A 22,431-nucleotide genomic window follows, 5' to 3' on the forward strand; every position below is an offset into this window, starting at 1 on the left:
GTTTAGCGCAGCACGACGTCGAACTGCTCGGGACTGTAGAGCGTTTCGACCTGAAAACGAATGGTTTTGCCGATAAAGGCTTCCAGTTCCGCCAGATGCTCGGATGCGTCATCCAGCAAATAGTCCACCACCGTCTGGGCGCCGAGCACCAGGTAGGAGTCGGTATCATAGGCACGGTGCTGGCGCAGTATTTCCCGGAATATTTCGTAGCAGACGGTTTCCGGCGTCTTGATGGTACCGCGCCCCTGGCACTGGGAACAGGCATCGCAGAGTACCTGCTCGAGGCTCTCGCGCGTGCGCTTGCGGGTCATTTCCACCAGGCCGAGCTCGGATACGCCCGTGACCTTGCACTTGGCGTGATCCTTTTCCAGCACCCGCTCCAGGGTACGCAACACCTGGCGCTGATGGTCGGAGTCCTCCATATCGATAAAATCGATAATAATGATGCCGCCCAGGTTGCGCAGGCGCAGCTGACGCCCGATCGCGGTGGCCGCCTCCAGGTTGGTCTTGAAGATGGTTTCTTCCAGGTTGCGGTGACCCACAAAGGCGCCGGTATTGATATCCACCGTGGTCATGGCTTCGGTCTGGTCGAATATCAGGTATCCGCCGGATTTCAGCTCGACCTTGCGTCCCAGGCCGCGCTTGATTTCTTCTTCCACGTTGAACAGATCAAAGATCGGTCGCTCGCCCGGGTAATACTCCAGCTTCTGCTGAATCTCCGGTACCAGCGCCTGCACAAACTCCTGTGCTTTCTGGTAGGTTTCACGGGAGTCGATGCGAATGCGCTCAACGCCGGCGTGGGCCATGTCGCGCAGGGCGCGCATGTTCAGGGGAAGGTCTTCATAGACGATTTCCGGCAGGCCGGCACCGTCAATCTTGCTCTGAATGGCGCGCCAGAGGCGGTACAGGAACAGCAGGTCGGCCCGCAATTCGGTTTCGTTGGCGCCTTCGGCCACGGTGCGCAAAATAAAGCCACCGCGACTTTCCTCGCCCGCCTCTTCGGCCAGCGACTCGATCAGGCTGCGCAGCCGGTCACGCTCTTCGCTGTCCTCAATCCGCTGCGACACGCCGATATGTTCGTTACCCGGCATGTACACCAGGTAGCGGGACGGTATGGACAGGTGTGTAGTCAGGCGCGCGCCCTTGGTACCGATCGGGTCCTTGGTGACCTGCACCAGCAACCCCTGGCCTTCACGCAGAACCTGGGCGATGGAGGTATTGCTGCGTTCCTCCGCCGTGGCGGACTGCCCCAGCACTTCCTCGACATGAATAAAGGCCGCACGCTCCAGGCCGATATCGACAAAGGCCGCCTGCATGCCCGGCAGTACACGTACCACCTTGCCGTTATAGATATTGCCCACAAGACCGCGGCGCTTGGCACGCTCGATGTAGATTTCCTGGGGTACGCCGTTTTCGATCACCGCGACGCGGGTCTCCATTGGCGTAAAGTTGATCAGAATTTCTTCGCCCATCGGTTACCGCCTGCTCCTTCGACTCTCAGTTAAGCTGGCCGTCAAACCGATCTCCTGATCCGTTTCCTGCACGGCCGGGCCCAGTGACCCTTGTCGCGCACAGCCGCCAGCGACTGCACGAACCTGTGTATCCTAGTCAGCGCCGTACCACAGAGGTACGCCAAATTGCGCCAGCAACTGCGCCGTCTCGGCCAGGGGCAAACCCACCACCGAGGAATAGCTGCCACTGATCGCGGTAACAAAAACAGCGCCAAGCCCCTGGATGGCGTAGGCACCGGCCTTGTCCCGGGGCTCGCCACTGGCCCAGTAGCGCCGGCACTGCGCCTCGCTCAGTACGCGAAACTCCACCTCGGTGGTCACAACCCGCGTTTCGCTACGCTCTGCATCCACCAGCGCTACGCCGGTCAAGACCTGGTGACGGCGACCCGACAGCAGCATCAGCATGCGCACCGCATCGGCTTCGTCCCGGGGCTTGCCAAGGATCTCGTCGTCACAGATCACCGCGGTATCGGAGCCCAGCGCCGGGCAACAGGCCCCGCCCTGTTCAAACCCGGCGCGGGCTTTTTCCAGCGCCAGGCGCCGCACGTAGCACTGCGGTGTCTCCCCCGCCCGATGCTGCTCGCTCAGACCCGGCGCGCAGACCTCAAAGGCCACACCAATCTGGGTCAGCAATTCTCGACGCCGCGGCGATGCGGAGGCCAGTATCAGGGTTGTCATTGTCAGCGTGAATTCCTTTGATTGGCGACGGGCCCTTGCCGCCCGGCGGCCTGCAATCAGGTTACCCGGAAGGTACGCCGAATGCTACGCAACAGGACAAAGACGCAGGGCCAGAGCAGCGCACTCACCAGGGACGGCAGCATAAACATCAGGCTGTCACGGGTATTGCCGGCAATGGACTGCATCCAGTGAAAGGTCAGCTGGTTGATGCCCACAAGCACCATCACCATCGTCGCCTGTTTCCACAGGGGAAACATGCGCAGGCGCTGGTGAATCAGCAGGGTCAGGAAGGCAATCAGGGTCAGGGCCAGGGCATTGAGCCCCAGGGCACTGCCCTTGAGCAGGTCCAGGGTCAGGCCCAGCATCCAGGCGGTGCCGATACTGACCCGGTGCGGCAGCGCCAGCACCCAGTAGATCAGTATCATGGGTACCCACTCCGGACGCACCCATTCAAACTGCACCGGCAGCGGCAGCTGGCTCAGCGTCAGGCCCACCAGGAAGGTTCCGATAATGATCAGAAACCCGCCCGGACGCACCTCACTCATCGACAACCTCAGGCGTCGGCGCGACCGGCAGCTCCCTGGGGCCGCGTACCAGCAACAGATGCCGGCTCTTGTCCAGGCGCGCCGTGGGCTTGGCGGTGACCAGGGAGAACGGCCGGCCCGGATCGCGAATCACGCCGGTAACCACCGCAACCGGATAGCCCCTGGGGAAACGCGCACCAAGACCGGAGCTGATCAGCAGATCGCCTTCGCGTACATCGGCGGTATCGGGCACATGCTCGAGCTCGATTTCATCGTACACGCCCTTGCCCAGCGCAATGGCACGCAGGCCGTTACGGTTGATTTCCACCGGAATGGCATGGCGCGCATCGGTAATCATCATGACGCGGCTGGTGTAGTGACTGGCTTCGACCACCTGACCGATCACGCCGCCGGCATCCAGCACCGCCTGGCCGATATAGGCCTGGTCCTCGGCACCGCGATTGACGATCACCTGATGCAGGAAGGGGTCGGGATTGACGCCGATCAGCTCGGCCAGCATGACCTCGTCCTTTACCCGCGCCTTGCCATCGAGCAGTTCGCGCAGGCGCAGGTTTTCTGCTGTCAGGGCGGAAACCTGCTGCACCTTGCGTTCCAGCAACAGCGCCTCTGACTTGAGGCGCTCGTTCTCTTTCAGCAGGGTCGTGCGATCCACCAGCACGCCGGACAGGTCATCCGCAACCCGTCCGGGCACGTCGACCATCCATTGCAGCGGTGTTATCAGCAGCGAGAGGTAAGCGCGCGTATCACGCATCCGGGACCAGTTGAGGTCGGCGATGATCAGCAGGAGCGCCATCAGCACCAGCACAACGAAGAGGGCACGGGGCGAACCGCCCCTGAAAATCAGCTTAATGGGACACCTCGCAGCGGCCGCCGCTGTGTCCCGATCGGGTTGAAAAGGCTGGAAAGACCATCAAACCACTATTCGTAGGAGAGTAACTCAAAGGCACGATTGTCGAGCATTTCCAGCGCCTTGCCACCACCACGGGCGACACAGGTCAGCGGATCCTCGGCAACGATCACCGGTAGGCCCGACTCTTCGCTGATCAGCCGGTCGATATTGCGCAGCAGGGCGCCACCGCCGGTGATGACGATACCGAACTCGGCAATGTCCGCTGCCAGTTCCGGCGGGCACTGCTCCAGCGCGCTTTTCACCGCCTGTACGATGGCCGCGAGCGGCTCCTGCAGCGCTTCCAGCACTTCGTTGCTGTTCAGCGTGAAGCGACGCGGGATACCCTCGGCCAGGTTGCGGCCGCGAATATCGATTTCGAGCACTTCAGAGGTCGGGTACGCGGTACCCACTTCCTGCTTGATGCGCTCGGCCGTGGCATCACCGATCAGGGAGCCGTAGTTGCGACGCACATAGGTAACAATGGCTTCATCGAAACGGTCACCGCCGACCCGCACAGACTCGGCGTAGACGATACCGTTGAGTGAAATGACTGCGATTTCGGTAGTGCCCCCCCCGATATCCACCACCATGGAGCCACGGGCTTCATCCACCGGCAGGCCGGCACCGATCGCGGCGGCCATGGGTTCCTCGATCAGGTAGACCTCGCGGGCACCGGCGCCGAGCGCCGATTCCTTGATGGCACGTCGCTCAACCTGGGTCGACTTGCAGGGTACGCATACAAGCACACGGGGGCTTGGCGTCAGGAAGTTGCCTTCATGCACCTTGGCAATGAAGTACTGCAGCATTTTTTCGGTGACATGGAAGTCGGCAATAACACCGTCTTTCATCGGGCGGATGGCGGTGATGTTACCCGGTGTCTTCCCGAGCATGCGCTTGGCATCCATCCCCACTGCAGCCACTGACTTGTGGTTGCCGTTATGACGAATGGCAACCACAGAAGGTTCGTTCAGCACTATATCTTTGTCACGAACATAAATAAGCGTGTTCGCCGTGCCCAGGTCTATGGACAGATCGCTGGAAAAAAGACCTCGGATTTTCTTGAACATGGGGATGGGGTACCTAAACAGATGCCGCGCGACGCGCTGATTCTGAAAACACGTAACTCTAGCAATGGCAGGGATTTAGAGCAAGGAACAAATATGTTAACTTAGCCGTCTTCCCAAGCACCGCAGAGTGCCGAAAACCTTAAAAATCATTGAGAATTGCAACATGGCTCTAGAGCGTTCCGACGTGGAAAAAATTGCCCACCTGGCGCGGCTGCAAATCCGTGAAGAAGAAGTCCCGGGCTACACCCAGACGCTGTCCGATATCCTGGCGCTGGTTGACCAGTTGCAGGCGACCGACACCACCGATGTTGAGCCCATGGCCCACCCTCTGGATGCCGTGCAACGCCTGCGCGCCGACATTGTCAGCGAAGACAACCTGCGCGAGCAGCTGCAAAGCGTTGCACCCGCGGTGGAGAACGGCCTGTTCCTGGTTCCCAGGGTTATCGAGTAAGTACCGCCACGTTCCGAATTTGTGAAGGATACCCACCCCATGTTTGACAAGACACTGGCCGAACTGGCCGGCGGACTGGCCGCAGGCGACTTCAGCAGCCTTGAGCTGACCAAATCCTGCCTCGCTCGCATCAGAACCCAGGACGCCACCTACAACAGCTTTATTACCGTCACCGAAGAACTGGCCCTCGAACAGGCCCGCGCCGCAGACAATTTGCGCGCCGCCGGCAAGGCCGGCATTTTCACCGGCCTGCCGCTGGCCCACAAGGATATTTTCTGCACCCAGGGCGTTCGCACCAGCTGCGCCTCGCGCATGCTCGACAACTTCATCGCGCCTTATGACGCCACCCTGATCCGCAAGTTCAATGAAGCGGGTGCCGTAACTCTTGGCAAGACCAACATGGACGAGTTCGCCATGGGCTCCTCCAACGAGTCGAGCTTCTACGGTGCGGCCCGTAACCCCTGGGATACCGACCGCGTCCCCGGCGGCTCCTCCGGCGGCTCGGCTGCCGCCATCGCCGCCCGCCTGGTGCCGGCCGCCACCGGCACCGACACCGGCGGCTCCATCCGCCAGCCCGCCGCCCTGTGCGGTATCACCGGCCTCAAGCCCACTTACGGGCGAGTGTCACGCTACGGCATGATTGCCTTCGCCTCTTCACTGGACCAGGCCGGCCCCATGGCCCGCACCGCCGAAGACGCCGCCCTGATGCTCAACGTCATGGCCGGTTTCGACCCGCTGGATTCCACCTGCGTTGAACAGGACGTACCGGATTACAGCGCCAGCCTGAACGACAGCCTCGAAGGCCTGCGTATAGGCCTGCCCAGGGAATACTTCGCCGACAACCTGAACCCGGCCATCGCCGAGCAGGTACAGAACGCCATCCGCGAATTCGAAAAACTCGGCGCCACTGTCCGGGAAGTCAGCCTGCCCAACACGGCACTGGCGGTACCGGCCTACTACATCATCGCCCCGGCCGAAGCCTCCACCAACCTGTCCCGCTTTGACGGCGTGCGCTACGGCTACCGCTGCGACAACCCGGCAGACCTGGAAGACCTGTACAAGCGCAGCCGCGGCGAAGGCTTTGGCGATGAGGTCAAACGCCGCATCATGGTGGGCACCTATGCCCTGTCCGCCGGCTACTACGATGCCTACTACCGCAAGGCACAGCAGGCGCGCCGCCTGATCCAGCAGGACTTTATCCAGGCGCTGTCCGAGGTCGATGTCATCATGGGCCCGACCACGCCGCAGCCGGCCTTTCGCATCGGCGAAAAATCCGCTGACCCGGTGCAGATGTACATGGAAGACATCTACACCCTGGCACTGAACCTCGCTGGCCTGCCCGGCATGTCCGTGCCCTGCGGCCAGGTAGAGGGACTGCCGGTCGGGCTGCAGATTATCGGCAACTACTTTGCCGAAGCGAAATTGTTGAATGTCGCGCACCGCTTCCAGCAGGCGACCGACTGGCACACTCAGGCACCGGCGAGCATCAAGGGGTAAGGCACGATGGAATGGGAAACAGTAATCGGGCTGGAAATTCACGTTCAGCTCGCCACCAAGACCAAGATTTTTTCCGGCTCCAGCACCGCCTTCGGTGCCGAGCCCAACACCCAGGCCAGCGCCGTCGACCTGGCGCTGCCGGGTACGCTGCCGGTGTTCAATGAGAACGCCCTGCGCATGGCTGTCATGTTCGGCCTGGCCATCGATGCCGAGATCGGCAAGCGCTCGGTATTCGAGCGCAAGAACTACTTCTATCCCGACCTGCCCAAGGGCTACCAGACCACTCAGCTGGCCGAGCCTGTCGTCGGCCGCGGCCATGTGGATATCGAACTGGCCGATGGCCGCACCCACCGGGTACGCATTCACCACGCTCACCTGGAAGAGGATGCCGGCAAGTCGCTGCACGAAGACTTTCACGGCATGACCGGTATCGACCTTAACCGCGCCGGCACGCCGCTGATCGAAATCGTCACCGAACCCGACATGCGCAACGCCGACGAAGCCGTTGCCTTTGCCCGCAAGCTGCATTCGCTGGTGACCTCGCTGGGCATCTGCGACGGCAACATGGCCGAAGGTTCGCTGCGCTTTGACGTCAACGTGTCGGTACGCCCCAAAGGCACCGAAACGCTGGGCACCCGCACCGAGACCAAGAACCTCAACTCCTTCCGCTTTATGGAAGAAGCCATCGAGCTCGAAGTCGAGCGCCAGATCGATGTGCTGGAAGGCGGCGGCGAAATCCGCCAGGAAACTCGCCTTTACAACGGCGACACCAAGGTGGCCCGCGCCATGCGCAGCAAGGAGGAAGCCAACGACTACCGCTACTTCCCCTGCCCCGACCTGCTGCCGATCGTGATCGACAATGACTATATAGAAGCCGTTCGCGCCACCCTGCCGATCCTGCCGGCACAGTGGAAAGCCGCCTTCGTCGAGCAGTACGGCCTGTCCGACTACGACGCCAGCGTGCTGTCATCCAACAATGTGCAGGCGGCCTTCTATGACCAGGTGGCCAAAGGCTGCGGCGATGGCAAACTGGCCGCCAACTGGGTCATGGGCGAGCTGGCCCGCCACCTGAACCAGCACGACACCGAGATCCAGGCGTCCCCGGTCAGCGCCGAACAGCTTGGCGGCCTGCTCACGCGCATCAAGGACAACACCCTGTCGGGCAACATCGCCAAGAAGGTGTTCGAAATCATGTGGGCGGATGGCGGCAGCGCCGATGAAATCATCGAAGCCAAGGGCCTGAAACAGGTGACCGACAGCGGCGCGATCGAGCAGATCGTCGACCAGGTGATCGCCAGCAGCAGCAAGCAGGTGGAACAGTACAAGGCAGCCGAGCCTGACAAGCGCGGCAAGATGCTGGGCTTCTTTATGGGACAGGTCATGAAAGCCAGTGGCGGCAAGGCCAACCCCGGCGCCGTAACCGGCATTCTGAAGCAGAAACTCGACGCGCTCTGCGACTAAGGCGCCAGGCCCGGGCAATGCCCGGGTCGTCGCCCGACGATCTCAATGAGCAGTATTCAAAGCTTTAACGCCGTATCGCACCCCGACGCCCGGATACTGATTCTCGGATCGGTACCGGGCGTCGCCTCGCTGGTGCAGCAACAGTACTACGCCCACCCCCGCAACGCTTTCTGGCCCATCATGGCGCAGCTTCTGGGCTTTGCCACGGACCTGCCCTACAGACTGCGACTGCAGCAACTGCAAAAAAACCAGATCGCGCTCTGGGATGTGGTACACCGCTGCCAGCGCCCGGGAAGCCTGGATCAGAATATTGCCAGGGAGTCGGTTGAGGCGAACGACTTTGCGACCTTCTTCGTGCAGCATCCGCAGCTGCGGGGAGTCTGTTTCAATGGCGGGGCCGCCGAGACGCTGTTCAAACGCCATGTCATTCGTGCAGGCCTTGAGCTGCCGGCCGGGCTCAGCCTCGTGCGGCTGCCCTCAACCAGCCCGGCAAATGCGGGACTGCGGCTGGAGCAGAAACTGGAGCAGTGGCGCCGGGCAATCAGCGCCCCCTGCTCGACGAGCGGCGCTCGATAAGCCTCAGGCCTTTTTCAGGTAGGCCGCCACCAGCACAATCTGCACACCGTTGACCTTGCCTTCGATATGCTTGGGGTTGCTGGTCAGGCGAATATCCCGCACCGGGGTACCCCGCTTGGCGGTAAAGCCCGCGCCTTTCACATCCAGATCCTTGATCAGCGTCACCGAGTCGCCTTCCTGCAGGCGGGTGCCATTGCTGTCCAGGGTCGGCTCGCTGTCGTCATCTTCATCGGCCATCGCCGCCTGAGCCCAGCCTTCCAGCACAGGCTCCAGGTACAGCATGTCCAGCAGATCCTGCGCCCAGGGCTCCACTGACAGACGCTTGAGCTGACGCCAGGCCAGCACCTGGATTGCCGGCACCTGGCTCCACATGCTCTCGCTCAGGCAGCGCCAGTGGTGCACATCCCGGGGGTCATCGATCTGTTCGTAACAGGTTTCGCAGAGCACGGCCTGGTTCTCGACACCGGCTGGCGCCTGCGAGACATCAATAGTTTTCAGATTGTGATCGCTGGCGCACAGCTCGCACTTGCCGCCGCTTCGCTCCAAAAGGTGCTGCTCAATAGTCATGTTGATTGTCCGGGTATTAAAATTCGCGCAGCACTATAGCACGGGAAACAGGGTTCCATGCTGTCCGGCAATGCCGAATGCTGTCAGGCGCTCTCGCGCGCCCGCAACTGAAAGCCCAGATCCACCACCGGCTGCTGCAGCACTTCACCGGCCAGGCGGCGCATCAGCATCTGGGCGGCGGTTTTGCCGATATCGTACAGCGGCGTCTGGATCGAGGTGAGCGACGGATTGATACAGGCCGACCCCTCAAGATCGTTGAAGCCGGCGATCGCCAGCTGCTGCGGCACCCGGATATGCCGACGCTGACACTCGTAGATAGCGCCATAGGCCAGGTCATCGTTACAGCAAAAAACTGCGTCCAGGTCCGGATTGCGCAACAGCAGATCCGCCAGCAACTGGCCACCCAGGCGTACCGTCGAGGGCTCAGAGGTGGTCAGCACACGCCTATCATCAGCAAGCCCGCCCTCGGCCAGCACATCGACAAATCCCTGAATGCGACGCTGGGAACGGTAGTCCATCTGCGCCCCGAGCACCCCGATACGCCGATAACCGCGCTCCAGCATGTAGCGTGCCATGGCGGCGCCGGCGTCACTGTGGGAAATGCCAACATTCATGTCCAGCGGCGCCGAGGTGCCCACCTCCATGATCTGAACCAGCGGAATAGCGGCCGCTTCGAGCTGGCGGCGGGTACTGTCAGCCATGTCCAGCCCGGTGACGATCATGCCATCGGGATGATGCGTCAGAAACTTGGAGATCAGGCTGGATTCCTGCTGTACCGAGTAATAGGTATTGCCCATCAGCATCTCGTAACCCGCAGGGGCACAGACATCGTAGATGCCGCGGATCACATTGTTGAACACGGCATTGGAGACCGAAGGAATCACCACGGCAATGGTATGACTACGGGTACCGGCTAGGGAGCGGGCGGCACGATTGGGAATATAGCCCAGCGCATCAATGGCCTGCTGCACGCGCTCGCGCACCTGTTCCGAGACACGCTGCGGCTCGTTCAGCGCCCGTGATACCGTCATCGCGCTGACACCCGACATGCGCGCCACATCACTCAGGGTCACGCGGCCCTTGCTGCGACCGCCGGTCTGGCCTTGCCTGGTTGTCATTGTTCCCGCTCCCGTGCCCAAGAAGGCGCCATTCTAGCAGCATTTCCGCAGCGCCAACACGATCAAATGTTAGCGCTAAAATTTAATTTGACCCATTGCATTCTCTCGTATAGTCTTACTTCAAATCGTCTGATTCCGCTTTGGTGCGGTTTTTTTATTCCTGACGATGTTAGCGCTAAACTCTTTTTTACAACATGAATACAATAATATGAATCTAGTGATCATGGGCGTATGCGGCTGCGGCAAGAGCACCATCGGCACACAGCTGGCCGAAGAGCTCGGCGCCCGCTTCATCGAAGGCGACAGCTTTCACCCGGTGGAAAATGTCCAGCGCATGTCCGCCGGCATCCCGCTGACCGACGCCGACCGCCAACCCTGGCTTGAACGTCTGCGCGACGAGCTGGGCAGCTGCCTTACCGATGGCCACCGTGCCGTGCTGTCCTGCTCGGCACTGAAAAAAAGCTACCGCCAGACCCTGGCCGCCAGCGGCCCCCTGACGTTCGTCTACCTGCAGGCCGAGCGCGGCGAGATTGAGCGGCGCATGTCGCTGCGCCAGAACCATTTCATGGTCGCCACCCTGGTGGCCAGCCAGTTCGAGACACTGCAGGAACCCAGCGTCGACGAAGCCTGCATTCGCGTGTCGGTCTTGCAGAGCGTGCCGCAGATCGTGCAGGAAATTCTCTCCAGACTACCCGAGTAATACCCCAGCCCGCCATGGACTACGCTTCTGTGAGTCGATGGACGGACTTTCAACCTGAAAACCACTGATAGGTGAAGCATGAAAATAACAACGCCCCTTCTGACGTCTTCCAAGCGCCTGCTGTCCAGCGCCATTATCAGCGCCGGCCTGCTGATGGGCAGCGCCCAGGCCGCCGAATTCAACTGGACTTTCCAGACATCGGAAAACACCGGTGAGCCACAGTTTGAAATCAAGAAAAAGTGGGCCGACAACGTCAAGGCCATGTCCAGCGGACGCATCGAGATCGAGATCCTGCCGGTCAACGCCGTGGTGCAGGCCAACCAGACGCTGGATGCGGTCAGCTCCGGCATTCTGCAGGGCCACCTGACAGACCCCAGCTATTTCTCGGGCCGAGACCCCGCCTTTGGCATGCTGGGCAACCTGGTGGGCGCCTGGGGCGACCCGCTGGAGTTTCTCGAATACATGAAATACAACGGCGGTGAAGAGATCTATAACGAGCTGGTCGAGCCCTACGGCGTACACCTGATCGGCGCTGCCGCCACCGGCCTTGAGGCCTTTGTGTCCAAGAAACCCATCCACACCGTGGCCGATATGAAGGGCCTGAAACTGCGGGCACCCGAGGGCATGGTGTACAACATCTTCGAAAAGGCCGGCGCGACGCCGGTAAACCTGCCGGGCTCCGAGGTGTACACCGCGCTGGAAAAAGGCGTTATCGATGCGGCCGACTACACCGTCTTCTCCACCAACCATGACCAGGGCCTGCACAGCTTTGCCAAGTACCCCAACTACCCGGGATTCCATTCCCTGCCCATGGTGTCGGTATCACTGAACAAGGATATCTGGGACGGCCTGCCGGCGGACCTGCAAGCCATCCTGGAAACCTCGGTTGATTCCATGGCCTACGAAATGGTCGCAACGCTGAAAGCCCGTGACCTGGTGGCCGTGAAGAAGGCCCGCGAAGACGCCTCCATCAGCGTGATCGACATGGCGCCGGAAGAGCGCGCCAAGTTCCGCAACATCGCCAAGGAAGAGTGGAAAGTCTGGGCCGGCAAAAGCGAGCTGAACCAGAAGATCTACGACTCCGTGGTCGCCTTCCTGTCTGACCGCAACCTGATGTAATCCCGCGGGTCTCAGGGAGACCCGCTTCGTTCTCAATCCGAATGACGGGCTGCGCAGCAGCCCGTGCGGAGGCTCAATGTCTACCCTTTCCAACACCCCAACTCCCGCTGAGGACAGCCCGGCCCACGACGCCATGGTCGGCGGCGAGCGCAATGGCCTGGACCGGGTCATCACCCGCTTCGGCGCCGCGGCTGCCTGGCTGGTGTTTCTCGCCATGGCCATCAGCGTATTCGAAGTGATCATGCGTTACGCCTTCGACTCGCCCACCTCCTGGGTGCACGAAAGCGTGGTCTTTTTAGTGGCCATGAGCTTTGCCCTGGGCGGCCCGGCGACGCTGGCAAAGAACCGCCACATCCGTGTGCGCGTGCTATACGACAGCGTGAAACCGAAATTCCGCATCTGGTTCGACCGTTTCAATGACCTGGTCACTTTGGGCTTTTGTGTCGCCATGACCTACGCGGCCTTCAACATGTTCTGGCGTGCGTCCCACAACCCGCTGGGCGAATGGCAGCTGGAACGCTCCGGTACCTCCTGGAACCCGCCGATGCCCGCCCTCACCAAGGGGATTATCCTGTTTGCCCTGGGCCTGATGACGCTGCAGGCACTGCTGCACCTGATCCAGTCGTGCCAGCGCACCTCCGGTCCCGAGGAGTCCCGTTAATGGATATCGCCAACGCCACCTTCCTGATGGTCGGGCTGATTTTCGCCTTGCTGGTCACTGGCCTGCCACTGGCCTTCATTACCGGCCTGATCGCCATGGCCTTCACCTTTGGCTGGTTTGGCAGCAACGCCCTGCCGCTGGTCACCAGCCGGGTCTACAGCTTTGTCACCGAGTATTCCCTGGTAGCCGTGCCCATGTTCGTACTGATGGCGTCCCTGCTGGACCGCTCCGGTATCGCCAAGGACCTGTTCAACGCCATGCGCCTGTTTGCCGGCCGGCTGCCCGGCGGCGTGGCGGTGCAGACCATCGTTGTCGCCTTCTTCCTGGCGGCACTGTCCGGCATTATCGGCGGCGAAATTGTGCTGCTGGGCATTCTTGCGCTGCCGCAGATGCTGCGCCTGGGCTATGACAAGCACCTGTCCATTGGCGTCGTTTGCGCCGGTGGCGCCCTGGGCACCATGATGCCGCCCTCCATCGTGCTGATCATCTACGGCATGATCGCCAGCGTATCGATTGCCGACCTGTTCACCGCCGCCATTACCCCTGCGGTCATCCTGATGGCCTCCTATATCGCCTATGTGCTGGTACGCTGCATGCGCAATCCCGCCATGGGTCCGCCGCTGCGCAAGGAAGACAATACCACCGGGTTTGACAGCAAGGCGGACGCCCTGAAGGCGATTATCGTGCCGGCGCTGATCGCAGGCATGGTGCTGGGCACCATCTACGGCGGTATCGCCTCGGTGACGGAAGCGGCGGCCATGGGGGTATTCGGCGTGCTGCTGGCCATCATTCTGCGCGGCGAGTTTTCCCTCAAGGTGATGCACATCAGCCTGGGGCAGACAATGATTACCTGTGGCATGATCATCTGGATCGGCATCGGTGCCGCCGCCCTGGTGGGGGTCTACAACCTGATGGGAGGCAACCGCTTCGTATCGGGCATGATCCAGGGGCTGGACGTGGCGCCGATTGTCATCATCCTGGTGATGATGGGTATCCTGCTGGTACTGGGGCTCTTCCTCGACTGGATCGGCATCGCCATGCTGGCCCTGCCCATCTTCGTGCCCATCGTGGTACAGCTGGGTTTTGACCCGGTCTGGTTCGGTATCCTGTTCGCCGTGAACATGCAGGTTTCCTTCCTGTCGCCGCCCTTCGGGCCCGCCGCCTTCTACCTCAAGGGCGTGGCACCGCCGGAGGTCAGCCTGAAGGATATCTTCGTCGCCGTGCTGCCCTTTATCGCCCTGCAGCTGTGCGTGCTTGCACTGTTGCTGGCCTGGCCACAAACCGCTCTCTGGCTGCTTAACTGAGGCCCAGCATGAAAATCACCGCACTTAAAACCTGGCAGGTACCGCCGCGCTGGCTGTTCTTGAAAATTGAAACCGATGCCGGCGTCTACGGCTGGGGGGAGCCGGTGGTCGAGGGCCGGGCGGCCACGGTCGAAGCCGCCGTGCATGAACTGGCCGACTACCTCGTCGGCCAGGACCCGCACCGCATCGAACACCTGTGGAACATGCTCTACCGTGGCGGTTTCTATCGCGGTGGCCCGGTACTGATGAGCGCTATCGCCGGCATCGACCAGGCCCTGTGGGACTTAAAGGGGCGCGACCTGGGGGTGCCCGTGCACCAGCTGCTCGGGGGCGCCTGTCGTGACAAGATGCGCGTCTATGCCTGGACCGGTGGTGATCGCCCGCAGGATGTTGCCGCCGGCGCCCGTGCCCTGGTGGACCAGGGTTTCACGGCTTTCAAAATGAATGGCAGCGCCGAAATGGCGATCGTCGACAGCCACAGCAAAATTGACCAGGCCGTGGCCCGGGTGGCCGAGGCTAGAGCCGAAGTGGGCCGGGACGTGGGCATTGCCATCGATTTTCACGGCCGGGTACACCGCCCCATGGCCAAGGCACTGCTGCGCGAACTGGAGCAGTACCATCCAATGTTCGTCGAGGAGCCGGTGCTGCCTGAGCATTTGCCGGCACTCAAGCACATTGCCGGCAATCTCGGCTACCCACTGGCCACGGGAGAACGGCTGCATACGCGCTACCAGTTCAGGGACCTGCTGGCCGAGGGCATGATCGACATCATCCAGCCGGACCTGAGCCATTGCGGCGGCATCAGCGAAGGCCTGAAGATCGCGACCCTTGCCAGCGCCCAGGATGTTGCCCTGGCACCCCACTGCCCCCTCGGCCCCCTGACACTGGCCGCCTCGCTGCAACTGGATGCGGTCTGTCACAATGCCTTCATTCAGGAGCAGAGCATGGGCATCCATTACAACAAGGGCAACGATGTGCTCGACTACCTAGTCGACAAGTCAGCGCTGAAAATAGAGAACGGCTTCATCGCCATCCCGGATGGCCCGGGACTCGGTGTGGAAATCGATGAAGCCTATGTCGAGGAGCGAGCCCGGGTAGGTCACCGCTGGCGCAACCCCGTCTGGACCCACGAGGACGGCAGCATCGCCGAATGGTAACAGGCGCCGCTGGGGTTACCGGGGGTAGCCTCAGCCTCCGGTATCGGCCCCCTCCAGCAACAGCTGCGCCGCTGCCAGGGCGTCCCGCGTATTGATGTTCATAAACTCTTGCGGGCTGTCACAGTGGCACTCGACGTAGCCCTCCTGCTCCAGCCAGCCGCGCACTGCCCGGCGCCCCGTGGCACGGAACAGATCTAGCGACGCCGCCTTTGCCACCGGCACGATCAGATGCAGGGTCTGCAGATAGTCTCCATCGTGCACCACCACAATCTTGTCCGGCGCCGCCAGGCTGTGCTCGATCATTTGCCGGAAAGCCTGGATCGAGACCAGCGGCGTGTCGCAGGGTGTGATCAGCAGATGGCTGCACCGCAGTCCGTGCAGGGCCCGGCTGATACCGCTCAGAGGTCCAAGGCTGTCACCCTCATCCGGCAACACGCCCGTACCCGCGCCGGTGTAGTCATCCGCCTGCTCGGCGCGACAGCTCACCCAGACATGGTCCGTGCAGTCACGCAGGCGAGCCGCCAGATGCTCGATCATGGGACGCCCGGCAAGATGCAGCAATCCCTTGTCGCAACCTCCCATTCGCCGACCTTCGCCCCCGGCCAGAATAAGCGCATCCAGCTTCACGTCTCACCCCTGTTACCCAATAAGAAAACGCACCGGCAAGAATCCGCAGGAATCGCGGTCAGCGGCATCGACTGGCGACCTTATACCAGCCCCCTGTGCGACTCAAGCTCCCTGAACAGGATGACCAAACAGACGCTGGCGCACACACTTGAGCTGCCTGGCCTCGCAGGCTGCATGGTCACTGCGGCATGGCTATTGCCTGACACCCTCCAACTCAAGCTCCCTGAACAGGATGCCCGAACAGACGCTGGCGCACACGCTTGAGCTGCATGGCCTCGCAGGCTGCATGGGCACTGCAGCATCGCCACCGCTACACCACACTTATCAGGCGCCTTGTACCGGATGCCCAAACAGACGCTGGCGCACACGCTTGAGCTGCCTGGCCTCGTAAGCTGAGTGCGTAGCATCGCCACTGAAGGTGGCTTCCCAGGCGTGGCAGTCCAGCAACTGGATTTCGTAGGGATAAATGCTGCGCCGGCCATCAGGCAGCCGCACGATCAGGCGCTCGACAAACTTGAACATGCGAAAGGCGCGGTCACTGAAAGGGTTGTCGCCGGACAGCTCGGGGGATGGCAGCATGGCACCGGCGGGCTGCTCGACGATAAAGGGCGGCGCACTGACACCGTAGAGCCGGTGAATTTCATCGAGTTCGGCCAGGGAGTTGCGGCTGCGCTCGGGCAGCTGGTTGGCAAACATGATGATATTGCGGCTGCGCAGGAACTTGATCAGCAGTACCGCCGAGAATATGTCGTGGGTGACCAGCCGCACCCCCAGGCGATCGAACACCTCCAGCGCCAGGTTGCCGGGCTTGTGCAACAGCTTGGTCATGATGCGCTCAAAGGGCTTTTCATCCTTGATATGAAAGTCCACCAGCGGAATCTTGCAGTGCTCGTCACCGATCCACTGCTGCCCCGACTGCTCAAACAGAAACGGCAGAAAACGCGCCTCGACGCTTTTCAACGCGGCCTGGTGCGCTTCGGTATCCTGACTGAACATGGCATGCGTGGTGCAGTGCAGCACCTTGAGCAACACGCAGGGCCAGTTGGGCCATTCACCGCTGGGGGGCCGGGCCGCAACCGCCAGCAGGTCCTCGATCGGCATGCTGCGCCAGGGTTCCGGCACGGCACCGAGCCACTGCCAGGGCAGTACCACCTCATCCAGGTAGCGAATGGCACGGGCATGAATCTGCTCCATAACGCGACAGTCGCTGGCATCCGTGGGGTCGAAGCCGTAGGCCTGCAAAAATCGGCCGACGGATTTGTCGTCAGCCACCGGCAACTGCTGCAGATCCACAACGGAGCGTCCGCCGATCAGGGTTTCCAGCGTGGACCAGGGGATATCCAGCTCCGACGCACTGCTGAGTCGGGGTACCCGGTTTGGCCCCTCTTCACGTTTTGCCATTGAATCCGTCCATTTCAGCCAGATAGCTCACCATGCTGCCGATCCCCGAAGCTGTCAAGCCCGCAACACGCGAGGCGATTGCCAGCTTTACGTTAAGGTAAACCTCACGTATAAATAGGTACATTCCCCTATATTACAAACCGCGGAGCCCGCCATGGATCTGTCACTGACCGAAGAACAACGCCTGATTCAGGATACCGCACGCCGCTTTGCCGAAACAGAACTGGCCCCGGTGGCCGCCGAGCTGGACAGCAGCGCCAACCACGATCTGCTCAAGCAGCATTGCGCCAAGCTCGCCGAACTCGGCTTCATGGGCCTGAATATTGACAGCGAGTACGGTGGCACCGAAGCCGGCGTGGTGGCCTTTAGCCTGGCCATCACCGAAATTGCCAAAGCCTGCGCCTCCACCGCCGTCACCATGTCGGTCACCAACATGGTGGCCGAGGTCATCCAGGCCGTGGGCAGCGATACGCAGAAGGCAACCTACCTGCCCAGGCTTTGCAGCGGTGAGTACCTCAGCGGCAGCTTCTGTCTGACCGAAGCCGGCGCAGGCTCGGACCCCGCCGCCATGCGCACCCGGGCAGAGAAAACAGCCACCGGCTGGCGCCTCAACGGCACCAAGCAGTGGATTACCAGCGCGGAGTTCGCCGGCGTCTTTGTGGTCTGGGCCGTCACGGATTCGAGTGCTGACAAGGGCAAGAGCATCAGCTGCTTTCTGGTGGAGGCCAGTACCCCTGGTATCAGCATCGGGCCCGCAGAACACAAGATGGGGCAACGCGGCTCAGCCACCAACGAAGTGCATTTTGATAACGTGGACATTCCCGAGGATGCCGTGCTGGGCAAACTCAATGACGGCTTTCGCATCGCCGTGTCCGAGCTTGCAGGCGGCCGTATCGGGGTCGGTTCCCTGGCGCTGGGGATCGGCCTAGCCGCCATGGACTACGCCACGCGCTATGCCACCGAGCGCAAGCAGTTCGGCCAGGCCATCAGCGACTTTCAGGGGTTGCAGTGGATCATCGCCGATCGCGCCACCGAGCTCGAGGCTGCGCGCCTGCTGCTGATGAACGCGGCTGACCGCAAGGAAAAAGGGCAGAGCTTCGCGCGGGAGGCCTCCATGGCCAAGCTGTTTGCCAGCGAGAAGGCCAACCAGGCCTGCTACAGCGCGCTGCAGCTGCTCGGCGGCTACGGCTACATGTGCGAATACCCGCTGGAACGCCTGACCCGGGATGCCCGCATTACAACCATCTACGAGGGCACCAGCGAAGTGCAACGCATTGTCATCGCCCGGGATATCCTGCGTCAGTACCGCTAAGCACAAGGCGTCAAAGCGTGGCTGCAGTCCGGACATCTCGCGGCAGTTCGCCAAAAAAGCGCTTGAACTCGCGGCTGAACTGCGACGGACTGCTGTAGCCGACCTGGTAGGAAGTATCACTGGCCGGGCTGCCACCGAGCAGCAGTGTGCGGGCCCGGTGCAGGCGCAGGCTCTTGACGAACTGCATCGGCGACATGGATGTCGCCTGCTTGAAATGCTCGTGCAATGAGGATGCGCTCATGCCGGCAAAGCGGGAGATCCCTTCGATGTCCAGCGGCTCATGGAAATTGGCTTCAATGTAATGCACTACGGGGGCGATCCGGTTAGCGCCTGCATGGCTGGTGACACAGTTGCGCAGCAGATAACCGTAAGGTCCCTTGAGCACCTCGTAATAAATCTGGCGTTGCAGTACCGGCGCCAGCACGGCCCGGTCCACCGGGTCATCCTGAGCCTCCAGCAACTGCACAAAACACTGCTGCAGACGCGAGGTCAAGGTAGTGGTACTGATAACCTGCTTCACATCCCCGGCGACAGGCAGCGACCCAAGCGCCTCCATCTCCTGCATCAGCATACCAACGATGTCCCGATCCACCGCCAGGCTCAACCCCAGGTAGGGCACATCGGCGCAGGCCCCAAGCAACTCCACATCCACGGGCAATGTAAGGGAGCTGATCAGGTAGTTGTCCGGATTATAGGTACAGCCCTGCTCACCGTAATAAATACGCTTGTAACCCTGGGCAATCACGCAGATCGATGGCTCGTACACTGCCGGAAAGCGCGACCGGTCACAATCCTGGCGATACAGTACAAGCCCCTCCATGTCCGTAGCCTGCGGGCCATTGTCGCTGCAACGCGCAGCTATGGCCTTTGACAACCCTGATCCCGCATTCATCGAAACCTCCTGCGCACTTAATAAAAACGGTTCGAAGTATGCCCTTCACCGACACCGCGACGCCACGTAACAAAACAAGTTCTGGAGTTTTAGGCAAGTAGTTCGGATGATCTCGCTATCGCTCGACCTGCCCTGGCGCCTAAATTACCCACTTCGCCCGCACAGGAGAATGCCATGCCCGTTACAATCCAGGTCAACGGCGCCAGCCACACGCTGGACACCACACCCGACACGCCCCTGCTTTGGGCCCTTCGCGACCATGCACACCTCACCGGCACGAAGTTCGGCTGCGGCATGGCCATGTGCGGCGCCTGCACCGTGCATGTCGACGGCCAGCCGACCCGCTCCTGCGTCACCCCGGTATCGGCCGTGCAGGGCAAGGCTGTTACCACCATCGAAGGCATCGAGTCGGTTGTCGCCAAGGCGATTCAGACAGCCTGGACAGAACTTGAAGTCCCCCAGTGCGGCTACTGTCAGTCAGGCCAGATCATGTCCGCCACCGCCCTGCTGGAAAAAAACCGCCAGCCCAGCGATGCCGACATAGACGCTGCCATGGCGGGTAATATCTGCCGCTGCGCCACCTATGTCCGCATCCGCAGCGCCATCAAGCAAGCCGCCGAACAGCTGGCATAAGGGGAATCCAGATGCGTAGAATTACCCAAAACAAACCCCGTGCCCAGGGCACAAGCCGCCGAGACTTCCTGAAACTCGTCACCACGGCAGGGGCCGGGCTTACCCTGGCCATGAACCTGCCCCTGGCGCTGGCCGCAGACTCCGCTGCAACAGTGGCTGCGGGCGACTTCGAGCCTAATGCCTTTGTACGCATCGGCACCGATGGCCGCGTTACTATCCTGATGAAACACCTTGAGATGGGCCAGGGTACCTTTACCGGCCTGGCGACCCTGGTGGCCGAAGAACTCGATGCCGACTGGTCACAAATCGTCGCCGAGGGCGCGCCGGCCGATGCCTCGCGCTACAACAACCTGCTATTTGGCGCCCAGGGCACCGGCGGCAGCACGGCCATGGCCAACTCCTTTATGCAGATGCGCACCGCCGGTGCCACCGCACGGGCCATGTTGATCGGCGCCGCCGCACAGCGCTGGAAGGTTCCCACCACCGAAATACAGGTGAAACAGGGTATTCTCAGCCATGCCGCCTCCGGCAACAGCGCAGGCTTTGGTGAACTGGCAGCGCTTGCCGCCCAGCAGGCGGTTCCGGATACACAGTCCCTGCAACTGAAAGACCCGGCGGACTTCAGCTACATTGGCCAGTCACTGCCTCGCCTCGACCAGGGCAAAACCGATGGCAGCGCGCTGTTCACCCAGGATGTACAACTGGATGGCATGCTGACAGCGCTCGTCGCCCACTCTCCACGCTTTGGGGGCAAGGTCAAACAGTACGACGCCACCAAGACCCTGGCATCGCCTGGCGTGGTGGACGTTGTGCAAATTCCCAGCGGCATTGCCGTGCTGGCAACGGACTTCTGGAGCGCCAAGAAAGGCCGTGACCTGCTCAGCATTGACTGGGACGACAGCGCAGCCTTCAGAGCCAGCAGCGATGAGATGCGACGCGAGTACCGCGCTCTGGCCGAACAGCCAGGAGCCATTGCCCGCGCCGATGGCGACGCCAGCGCGGCGCTGGCCAATGCCGCCACGGTGATAGAAGCCGTGTTTGATATGCCCTACCTGGCCCATGCGCCCATGGAACCCATGAACGCAGTGGTACTGGTCAATGGTGCCGGCTGTGAAATCTGGAATGGCGAGCAGTTTCAGAGCATCGACCAGAACGTTGTTGCTGCCGCCCTGAACCTCAAACCCGAGCAGGTGAAAATCAACATGCTGTTTGCCGGCGGCAGTTTTGGCCGCCGCGCCAACCCCCATGGCGACTACGTGCTCGAAGCGGCCCTGATCGCCAAGGCTAAACGCGGCATCCCCGTGAAGCTGGTCTGGACCCGCGAAGATGACACCCGTGCAGGCCACTACCGGCCGATGTACGTGCACCGGGTCCGCGCAGGCCTGGACGCCAGCGGCACCCCCATCGCCTGGGAGCAACGTATCGTCGGCCAGTCCATCATGCAGGGCACGGCCTTCGAAGGTTTTGCCATCAAGGACGGCATCGACTCGACATCTGTTGAGGGTGCGTCCACTCTGCCCTACCAGATTGCGAACCTGCAGGTAGAACTGCACAGTGTGGATAATCCGGTGCCGGTGCAATGGTGGCGTTCGGTGGGTCACAGCCATACCGCCTTCTCGACCGAAGTCATCGTCGATGAGCTGGCACGGGCTGCAAAGCAGGATCCGGTGGACTTTCGCCTCAAGCTGCTCAGCCAGCATCCCCGCCATCATGCCGTACTGAAAATGGCAGCCGAAAAAGCCAACTGGGGGGCTGAGCTGCCCGCAGACTGGGGCCGGGGTGTTGCCGTGCATGAGTCCTTTAACAGCTTCGTGGCCCAGGTGGCCGAGGTGTCGGTACAGGACAATGGCAGCTTCAAGGTTGAGCGCGTTGTCTGTGTGGTGGACTGTGGCCTGGCCATCAACCCCGACATTATTCGCGCCCAGATGGAAGGCGGCATCGGATTTGGCCTGTCTGCGGCCCTGCTGAGCGAAATCACCCTGAACGATGGCAAGGTCGTGCAATCCAACTTCCACGACTACCAGGTGCTGCGCATCAACCAGATGCCGGCCATCGAGGTGCATATCATGCCCTCGGCCGAGCCGCCCACCGGCGTGGGCGAACCCGGTACACCGCCAATTGCACCGGCGGTCGCCAATGCGCTCAGCGCCGTTACAGGCCAGCGCTTTTCGCGCCTGCCACTGAAACTCAACAGCTAAACCCCAAGCAAGGGCGCCTCCCGGCGCCCTTGCTTCCCTATTTTTCTGTTTGCGGATACCGAGCGTT

General features: G+C 61.5%; 22 protein-coding genes. 12 read left to right on the forward strand and 10 right to left on the reverse strand.

Annotated features, from left to right (window positions below; translation table 11 throughout):
- Positions 1-2: 2 nt before the first annotated feature.
- From rng to KDW95_RS10450, 5 genes are all read right to left on the reverse strand, one after another.
- Positions 3-1,472 carry a ribonuclease G gene (gene rng, locus KDW95_RS10430; protein ID WP_255856209.1) on the reverse strand — a complete coding sequence of 490 codons (1,470 nt, stop codon included), beginning with the start codon at positions 1,470-1,472 and terminating at the stop codon, positions 3-5.
- 132 nt (positions 1,473-1,604) lie between these two features.
- The gene (locus KDW95_RS10435) at positions 1,605-2,189 is read right to left on the reverse strand and encodes a Maf family protein (RefSeq protein WP_255856210.1); all 585 of its coding nucleotides are present in this window, start codon (positions 2,187-2,189) and stop codon (positions 1,605-1,607) included.
- Between the two features lie 56 nt (positions 2,190-2,245).
- On the reverse strand, positions 2,246-2,734 hold the full coding sequence (mreD, locus tag KDW95_RS10440) for a rod shape-determining protein MreD (protein WP_255856211.1): 489 nt from the start codon (positions 2,732-2,734) through the stop codon (positions 2,246-2,248).
- Positions 2,727-3,527: a rod shape-determining protein MreC gene (mreC, locus tag KDW95_RS10445; protein WP_255856212.1), complete on the reverse strand. Its 801-nt coding sequence runs from the start codon at positions 3,525-3,527 to the stop codon at positions 2,727-2,729. Before mreC ends, mreD begins: the two co-directional genes overlap by 8 nt.
- A 125-nt stretch (positions 3,528-3,652) precedes the next feature.
- On the reverse strand, positions 3,653-4,690 hold the full coding sequence (locus KDW95_RS10450; protein WP_255856213.1) for a rod shape-determining protein: 1,038 nt from the start codon (positions 4,688-4,690) through the stop codon (positions 3,653-3,655).
- 163 nt (positions 4,691-4,853) lie between these two features.
- On the opposite strand from KDW95_RS10450, the gene gatC reads away from it, so the two are divergent.
- From gatC to KDW95_RS10470, 4 genes are read left to right on the forward strand one after another with little or no spacing between them, the layout of a single operon-like run.
- Positions 4,854-5,141, forward strand: a complete 288-nt coding sequence (gatC, locus tag KDW95_RS10455) for an Asp-tRNA(Asn)/Glu-tRNA(Gln) amidotransferase subunit GatC (RefSeq protein WP_255856214.1) — start codon at positions 4,854-4,856, stop codon at positions 5,139-5,141.
- 39 nt (positions 5,142-5,180) lie between these two features.
- Positions 5,181-6,638 (forward strand): Asp-tRNA(Asn)/Glu-tRNA(Gln) amidotransferase subunit GatA, encoded by a 1,458-nt coding sequence (gene gatA, locus KDW95_RS10460; RefSeq protein WP_255856215.1) that lies wholly within the window; start codon positions 5,181-5,183, stop codon positions 6,636-6,638.
- Between the two features lie 6 nt (positions 6,639-6,644).
- A complete protein-coding gene (gatB, locus tag KDW95_RS10465; RefSeq protein ID WP_255856216.1) occupies positions 6,645-8,099 on the forward strand; it encodes an Asp-tRNA(Asn)/Glu-tRNA(Gln) amidotransferase subunit GatB in 1,455 nt (484 codons plus the stop codon).
- A 45-nt stretch (positions 8,100-8,144) separates the two neighbouring features.
- A complete protein-coding gene (locus tag KDW95_RS10470; RefSeq protein ID WP_255856217.1) occupies positions 8,145-8,675 on the forward strand; it encodes a DNA-deoxyinosine glycosylase in 531 nt (176 codons plus the stop codon).
- 3 nt (positions 8,676-8,678) lie between these two features.
- On the opposite strand, the gene KDW95_RS10475 is transcribed toward KDW95_RS10470, so the two are convergent.
- Both KDW95_RS10475 and KDW95_RS10480 read right to left on the reverse strand, forming a co-directional pair.
- Positions 8,679-9,242, reverse strand: a complete 564-nt coding sequence (locus tag KDW95_RS10475) for a PhnA domain-containing protein (protein ID WP_255856218.1) — start codon at positions 9,240-9,242, stop codon at positions 8,679-8,681.
- An 83-nt stretch (positions 9,243-9,325) separates the two neighbouring features.
- Entirely contained in the window at positions 9,326-10,360 is a 1,035-nt protein-coding gene (locus tag KDW95_RS10480; protein WP_255856219.1) for a LacI family DNA-binding transcriptional regulator, read from the reverse strand.
- 208 nt (positions 10,361-10,568) lie between these two features.
- Here KDW95_RS10480 and KDW95_RS10485 point away from each other — a divergent pair, with 208 nt between their 5' ends.
- The 5 genes from KDW95_RS10485 (at position 10,569) to dgoD (ending at position 15,301) form a co-directional block, all read left to right on the forward strand.
- The gene (locus KDW95_RS10485) at positions 10,569-11,060 is read left to right on the forward strand and encodes a gluconokinase (protein WP_255856220.1); all 492 of its coding nucleotides are present in this window, start codon (positions 10,569-10,571) and stop codon (positions 11,058-11,060) included.
- A gap of 78 nt (positions 11,061-11,138) precedes the next feature.
- Positions 11,139-12,179, forward strand: coding sequence for a TRAP transporter substrate-binding protein (locus KDW95_RS10490; protein WP_255856221.1), 1,041 nt, complete (start codon positions 11,139-11,141; stop codon positions 12,177-12,179).
- Positions 12,180-12,255: 76 nt separating this feature from the next.
- Positions 12,256-12,840, forward strand: a complete 585-nt coding sequence (locus KDW95_RS10495) for a TRAP transporter small permease subunit (protein WP_370646686.1) — start codon at positions 12,256-12,258, stop codon at positions 12,838-12,840.
- Positions 12,840-14,144, forward strand: coding sequence for a TRAP transporter large permease (locus KDW95_RS10500; protein ID WP_255856222.1), 1,305 nt, complete (start codon positions 12,840-12,842; stop codon positions 14,142-14,144). Before KDW95_RS10495 ends, KDW95_RS10500 begins: the two co-directional genes overlap by 1 nt.
- Positions 14,145-14,152: 8 nt before the next feature.
- Complete coding sequence (gene dgoD, locus KDW95_RS10505; protein WP_255856223.1) at positions 14,153-15,301, forward strand: galactonate dehydratase; 1,149 nt, start codon at positions 14,153-14,155, stop codon at positions 15,299-15,301.
- A gap of 30 nt (positions 15,302-15,331) precedes the next feature.
- On the opposite strand, the gene mobA is transcribed toward dgoD, so the two are convergent.
- Together mobA and KDW95_RS10515 are read right to left on the reverse strand one after the other, a co-directional pair.
- On the reverse strand, positions 15,332-15,928 hold the full coding sequence (gene mobA / locus KDW95_RS10510) for a molybdenum cofactor guanylyltransferase (RefSeq protein ID WP_255856224.1): 597 nt from the start codon (positions 15,926-15,928) through the stop codon (positions 15,332-15,334).
- A gap of 324 nt (positions 15,929-16,252) precedes the next feature.
- Positions 16,253-17,329, reverse strand: coding sequence for a TIGR04552 family protein (locus KDW95_RS10515; RefSeq protein WP_255856225.1), 1,077 nt, complete (start codon positions 17,327-17,329; stop codon positions 16,253-16,255).
- Positions 17,330-17,483: 154 nt separating this feature from the next.
- Between KDW95_RS10515 and KDW95_RS10520 the strand changes: the two genes are divergently transcribed.
- Positions 17,484-18,641: an acyl-CoA dehydrogenase family protein gene (locus KDW95_RS10520; RefSeq protein ID WP_255856226.1), complete on the forward strand. Its 1,158-nt coding sequence runs from the start codon at positions 17,484-17,486 to the stop codon at positions 18,639-18,641.
- A gap of 10 nt (positions 18,642-18,651) precedes the next feature.
- On the opposite strand, the gene KDW95_RS10525 is transcribed toward KDW95_RS10520, so the two are convergent.
- Positions 18,652-19,533 carry an AraC family transcriptional regulator gene (locus tag KDW95_RS10525; protein WP_255856227.1) on the reverse strand — a complete coding sequence of 294 codons (882 nt, stop codon included), beginning with the start codon at positions 19,531-19,533 and terminating at the stop codon, positions 18,652-18,654.
- Between the two features lie 174 nt (positions 19,534-19,707).
- Between KDW95_RS10525 and KDW95_RS10530 the strand changes: the two genes are divergently transcribed.
- Together KDW95_RS10530 and KDW95_RS10535 are read left to right on the forward strand one after the other, a co-directional pair.
- Positions 19,708-20,166, forward strand: a complete 459-nt coding sequence (locus KDW95_RS10530; RefSeq protein WP_255856228.1) for a (2Fe-2S)-binding protein — start codon at positions 19,708-19,710, stop codon at positions 20,164-20,166.
- An 11-nt stretch (positions 20,167-20,177) separates the two neighbouring features.
- Positions 20,178-22,364, forward strand: a complete 2,187-nt coding sequence (locus KDW95_RS10535) for a xanthine dehydrogenase family protein molybdopterin-binding subunit (RefSeq protein ID WP_255856229.1) — start codon at positions 20,178-20,180, stop codon at positions 22,362-22,364.
- Positions 22,365-22,431 lie beyond the last annotated feature (67 nt).

The sequence above is a fragment of the Marinobacterium rhizophilum genome, from assembly GCF_024397915.1.
GTDB lineage: Bacteria > Pseudomonadota > Gammaproteobacteria > Pseudomonadales > Balneatricaceae > Marinobacterium_A > Marinobacterium_A rhizophilum_A.

What these genes read in the sequence shown, in the direction of transcription:
- rng (WP_255856209.1), bottom strand. Translation starts at nt 1,472, where the DNA reads ATGGGCGAAGAAATTCTGATCAACTTTACGCCAATGGAGACCCGCGTC.
- KDW95_RS10435 (WP_255856210.1), bottom strand. Translation starts at nt 2,189, where the DNA reads ATGACAACCCTGATACTGGCCTCCGCATCGCCGCGGCGTCGAGAATTG.
- mreD (WP_255856211.1), bottom strand. Translation starts at nt 2,734, where the DNA reads ATGAGTGAGGTGCGTCCGGGCGGGTTTCTGATCATTATCGGAACCTTC.
- mreC (WP_255856212.1), bottom strand. Translation starts at nt 3,527, where the DNA reads ATGGCGCTCCTGCTGATCATCGCCGACCTCAACTGGTCCCGGATGCGT.
- KDW95_RS10450 (WP_255856213.1), bottom strand. Translation starts at nt 4,690, where the DNA reads ATGTTCAAGAAAATCCGAGGTCTTTTTTCCAGCGATCTGTCCATAGAC.
- gatC (WP_255856214.1), top strand. Translation starts at nt 4,854, where the DNA reads ATGGCTCTAGAGCGTTCCGACGTGGAAAAAATTGCCCACCTGGCGCGG.
- gatA (WP_255856215.1), top strand. Translation starts at nt 5,181, where the DNA reads ATGTTTGACAAGACACTGGCCGAACTGGCCGGCGGACTGGCCGCAGGC.
- gatB (WP_255856216.1), top strand. Translation starts at nt 6,645, where the DNA reads ATGGAATGGGAAACAGTAATCGGGCTGGAAATTCACGTTCAGCTCGCC.
- KDW95_RS10470 (WP_255856217.1), top strand. Translation starts at nt 8,145, where the DNA reads ATGAGCAGTATTCAAAGCTTTAACGCCGTATCGCACCCCGACGCCCGG.
- KDW95_RS10475 (WP_255856218.1), bottom strand. Translation starts at nt 9,242, where the DNA reads ATGACTATTGAGCAGCACCTTTTGGAGCGAAGCGGCGGCAAGTGCGAG.
- KDW95_RS10480 (WP_255856219.1), bottom strand. Translation starts at nt 10,360, where the DNA reads ATGACAACCAGGCAAGGCCAGACCGGCGGTCGCAGCAAGGGCCGCGTG.
- KDW95_RS10485 (WP_255856220.1), top strand. Translation starts at nt 10,569, where the DNA reads ATGAATCTAGTGATCATGGGCGTATGCGGCTGCGGCAAGAGCACCATC.
- KDW95_RS10490 (WP_255856221.1), top strand. Translation starts at nt 11,139, where the DNA reads ATGAAAATAACAACGCCCCTTCTGACGTCTTCCAAGCGCCTGCTGTCC.
- KDW95_RS10495 (WP_370646686.1), top strand. Translation starts at nt 12,256, where the DNA reads ATGTCTACCCTTTCCAACACCCCAACTCCCGCTGAGGACAGCCCGGCC.
- KDW95_RS10500 (WP_255856222.1), top strand. Translation starts at nt 12,840, where the DNA reads ATGGATATCGCCAACGCCACCTTCCTGATGGTCGGGCTGATTTTCGCC.
- dgoD (WP_255856223.1), top strand. Translation starts at nt 14,153, where the DNA reads ATGAAAATCACCGCACTTAAAACCTGGCAGGTACCGCCGCGCTGGCTG.
- KDW95_RS10515 (WP_255856225.1), bottom strand. Translation starts at nt 17,329, where the DNA reads ATGGCAAAACGTGAAGAGGGGCCAAACCGGGTACCCCGACTCAGCAGT.
- KDW95_RS10520 (WP_255856226.1), top strand. Translation starts at nt 17,484, where the DNA reads ATGGATCTGTCACTGACCGAAGAACAACGCCTGATTCAGGATACCGCA.
- KDW95_RS10525 (WP_255856227.1), bottom strand. Translation starts at nt 19,533, where the DNA reads ATGAATGCGGGATCAGGGTTGTCAAAGGCCATAGCTGCGCGTTGCAGC.
- KDW95_RS10530 (WP_255856228.1), top strand. Translation starts at nt 19,708, where the DNA reads ATGCCCGTTACAATCCAGGTCAACGGCGCCAGCCACACGCTGGACACC.
- KDW95_RS10535 (WP_255856229.1), top strand. Translation starts at nt 20,178, where the DNA reads ATGCGTAGAATTACCCAAAACAAACCCCGTGCCCAGGGCACAAGCCGC.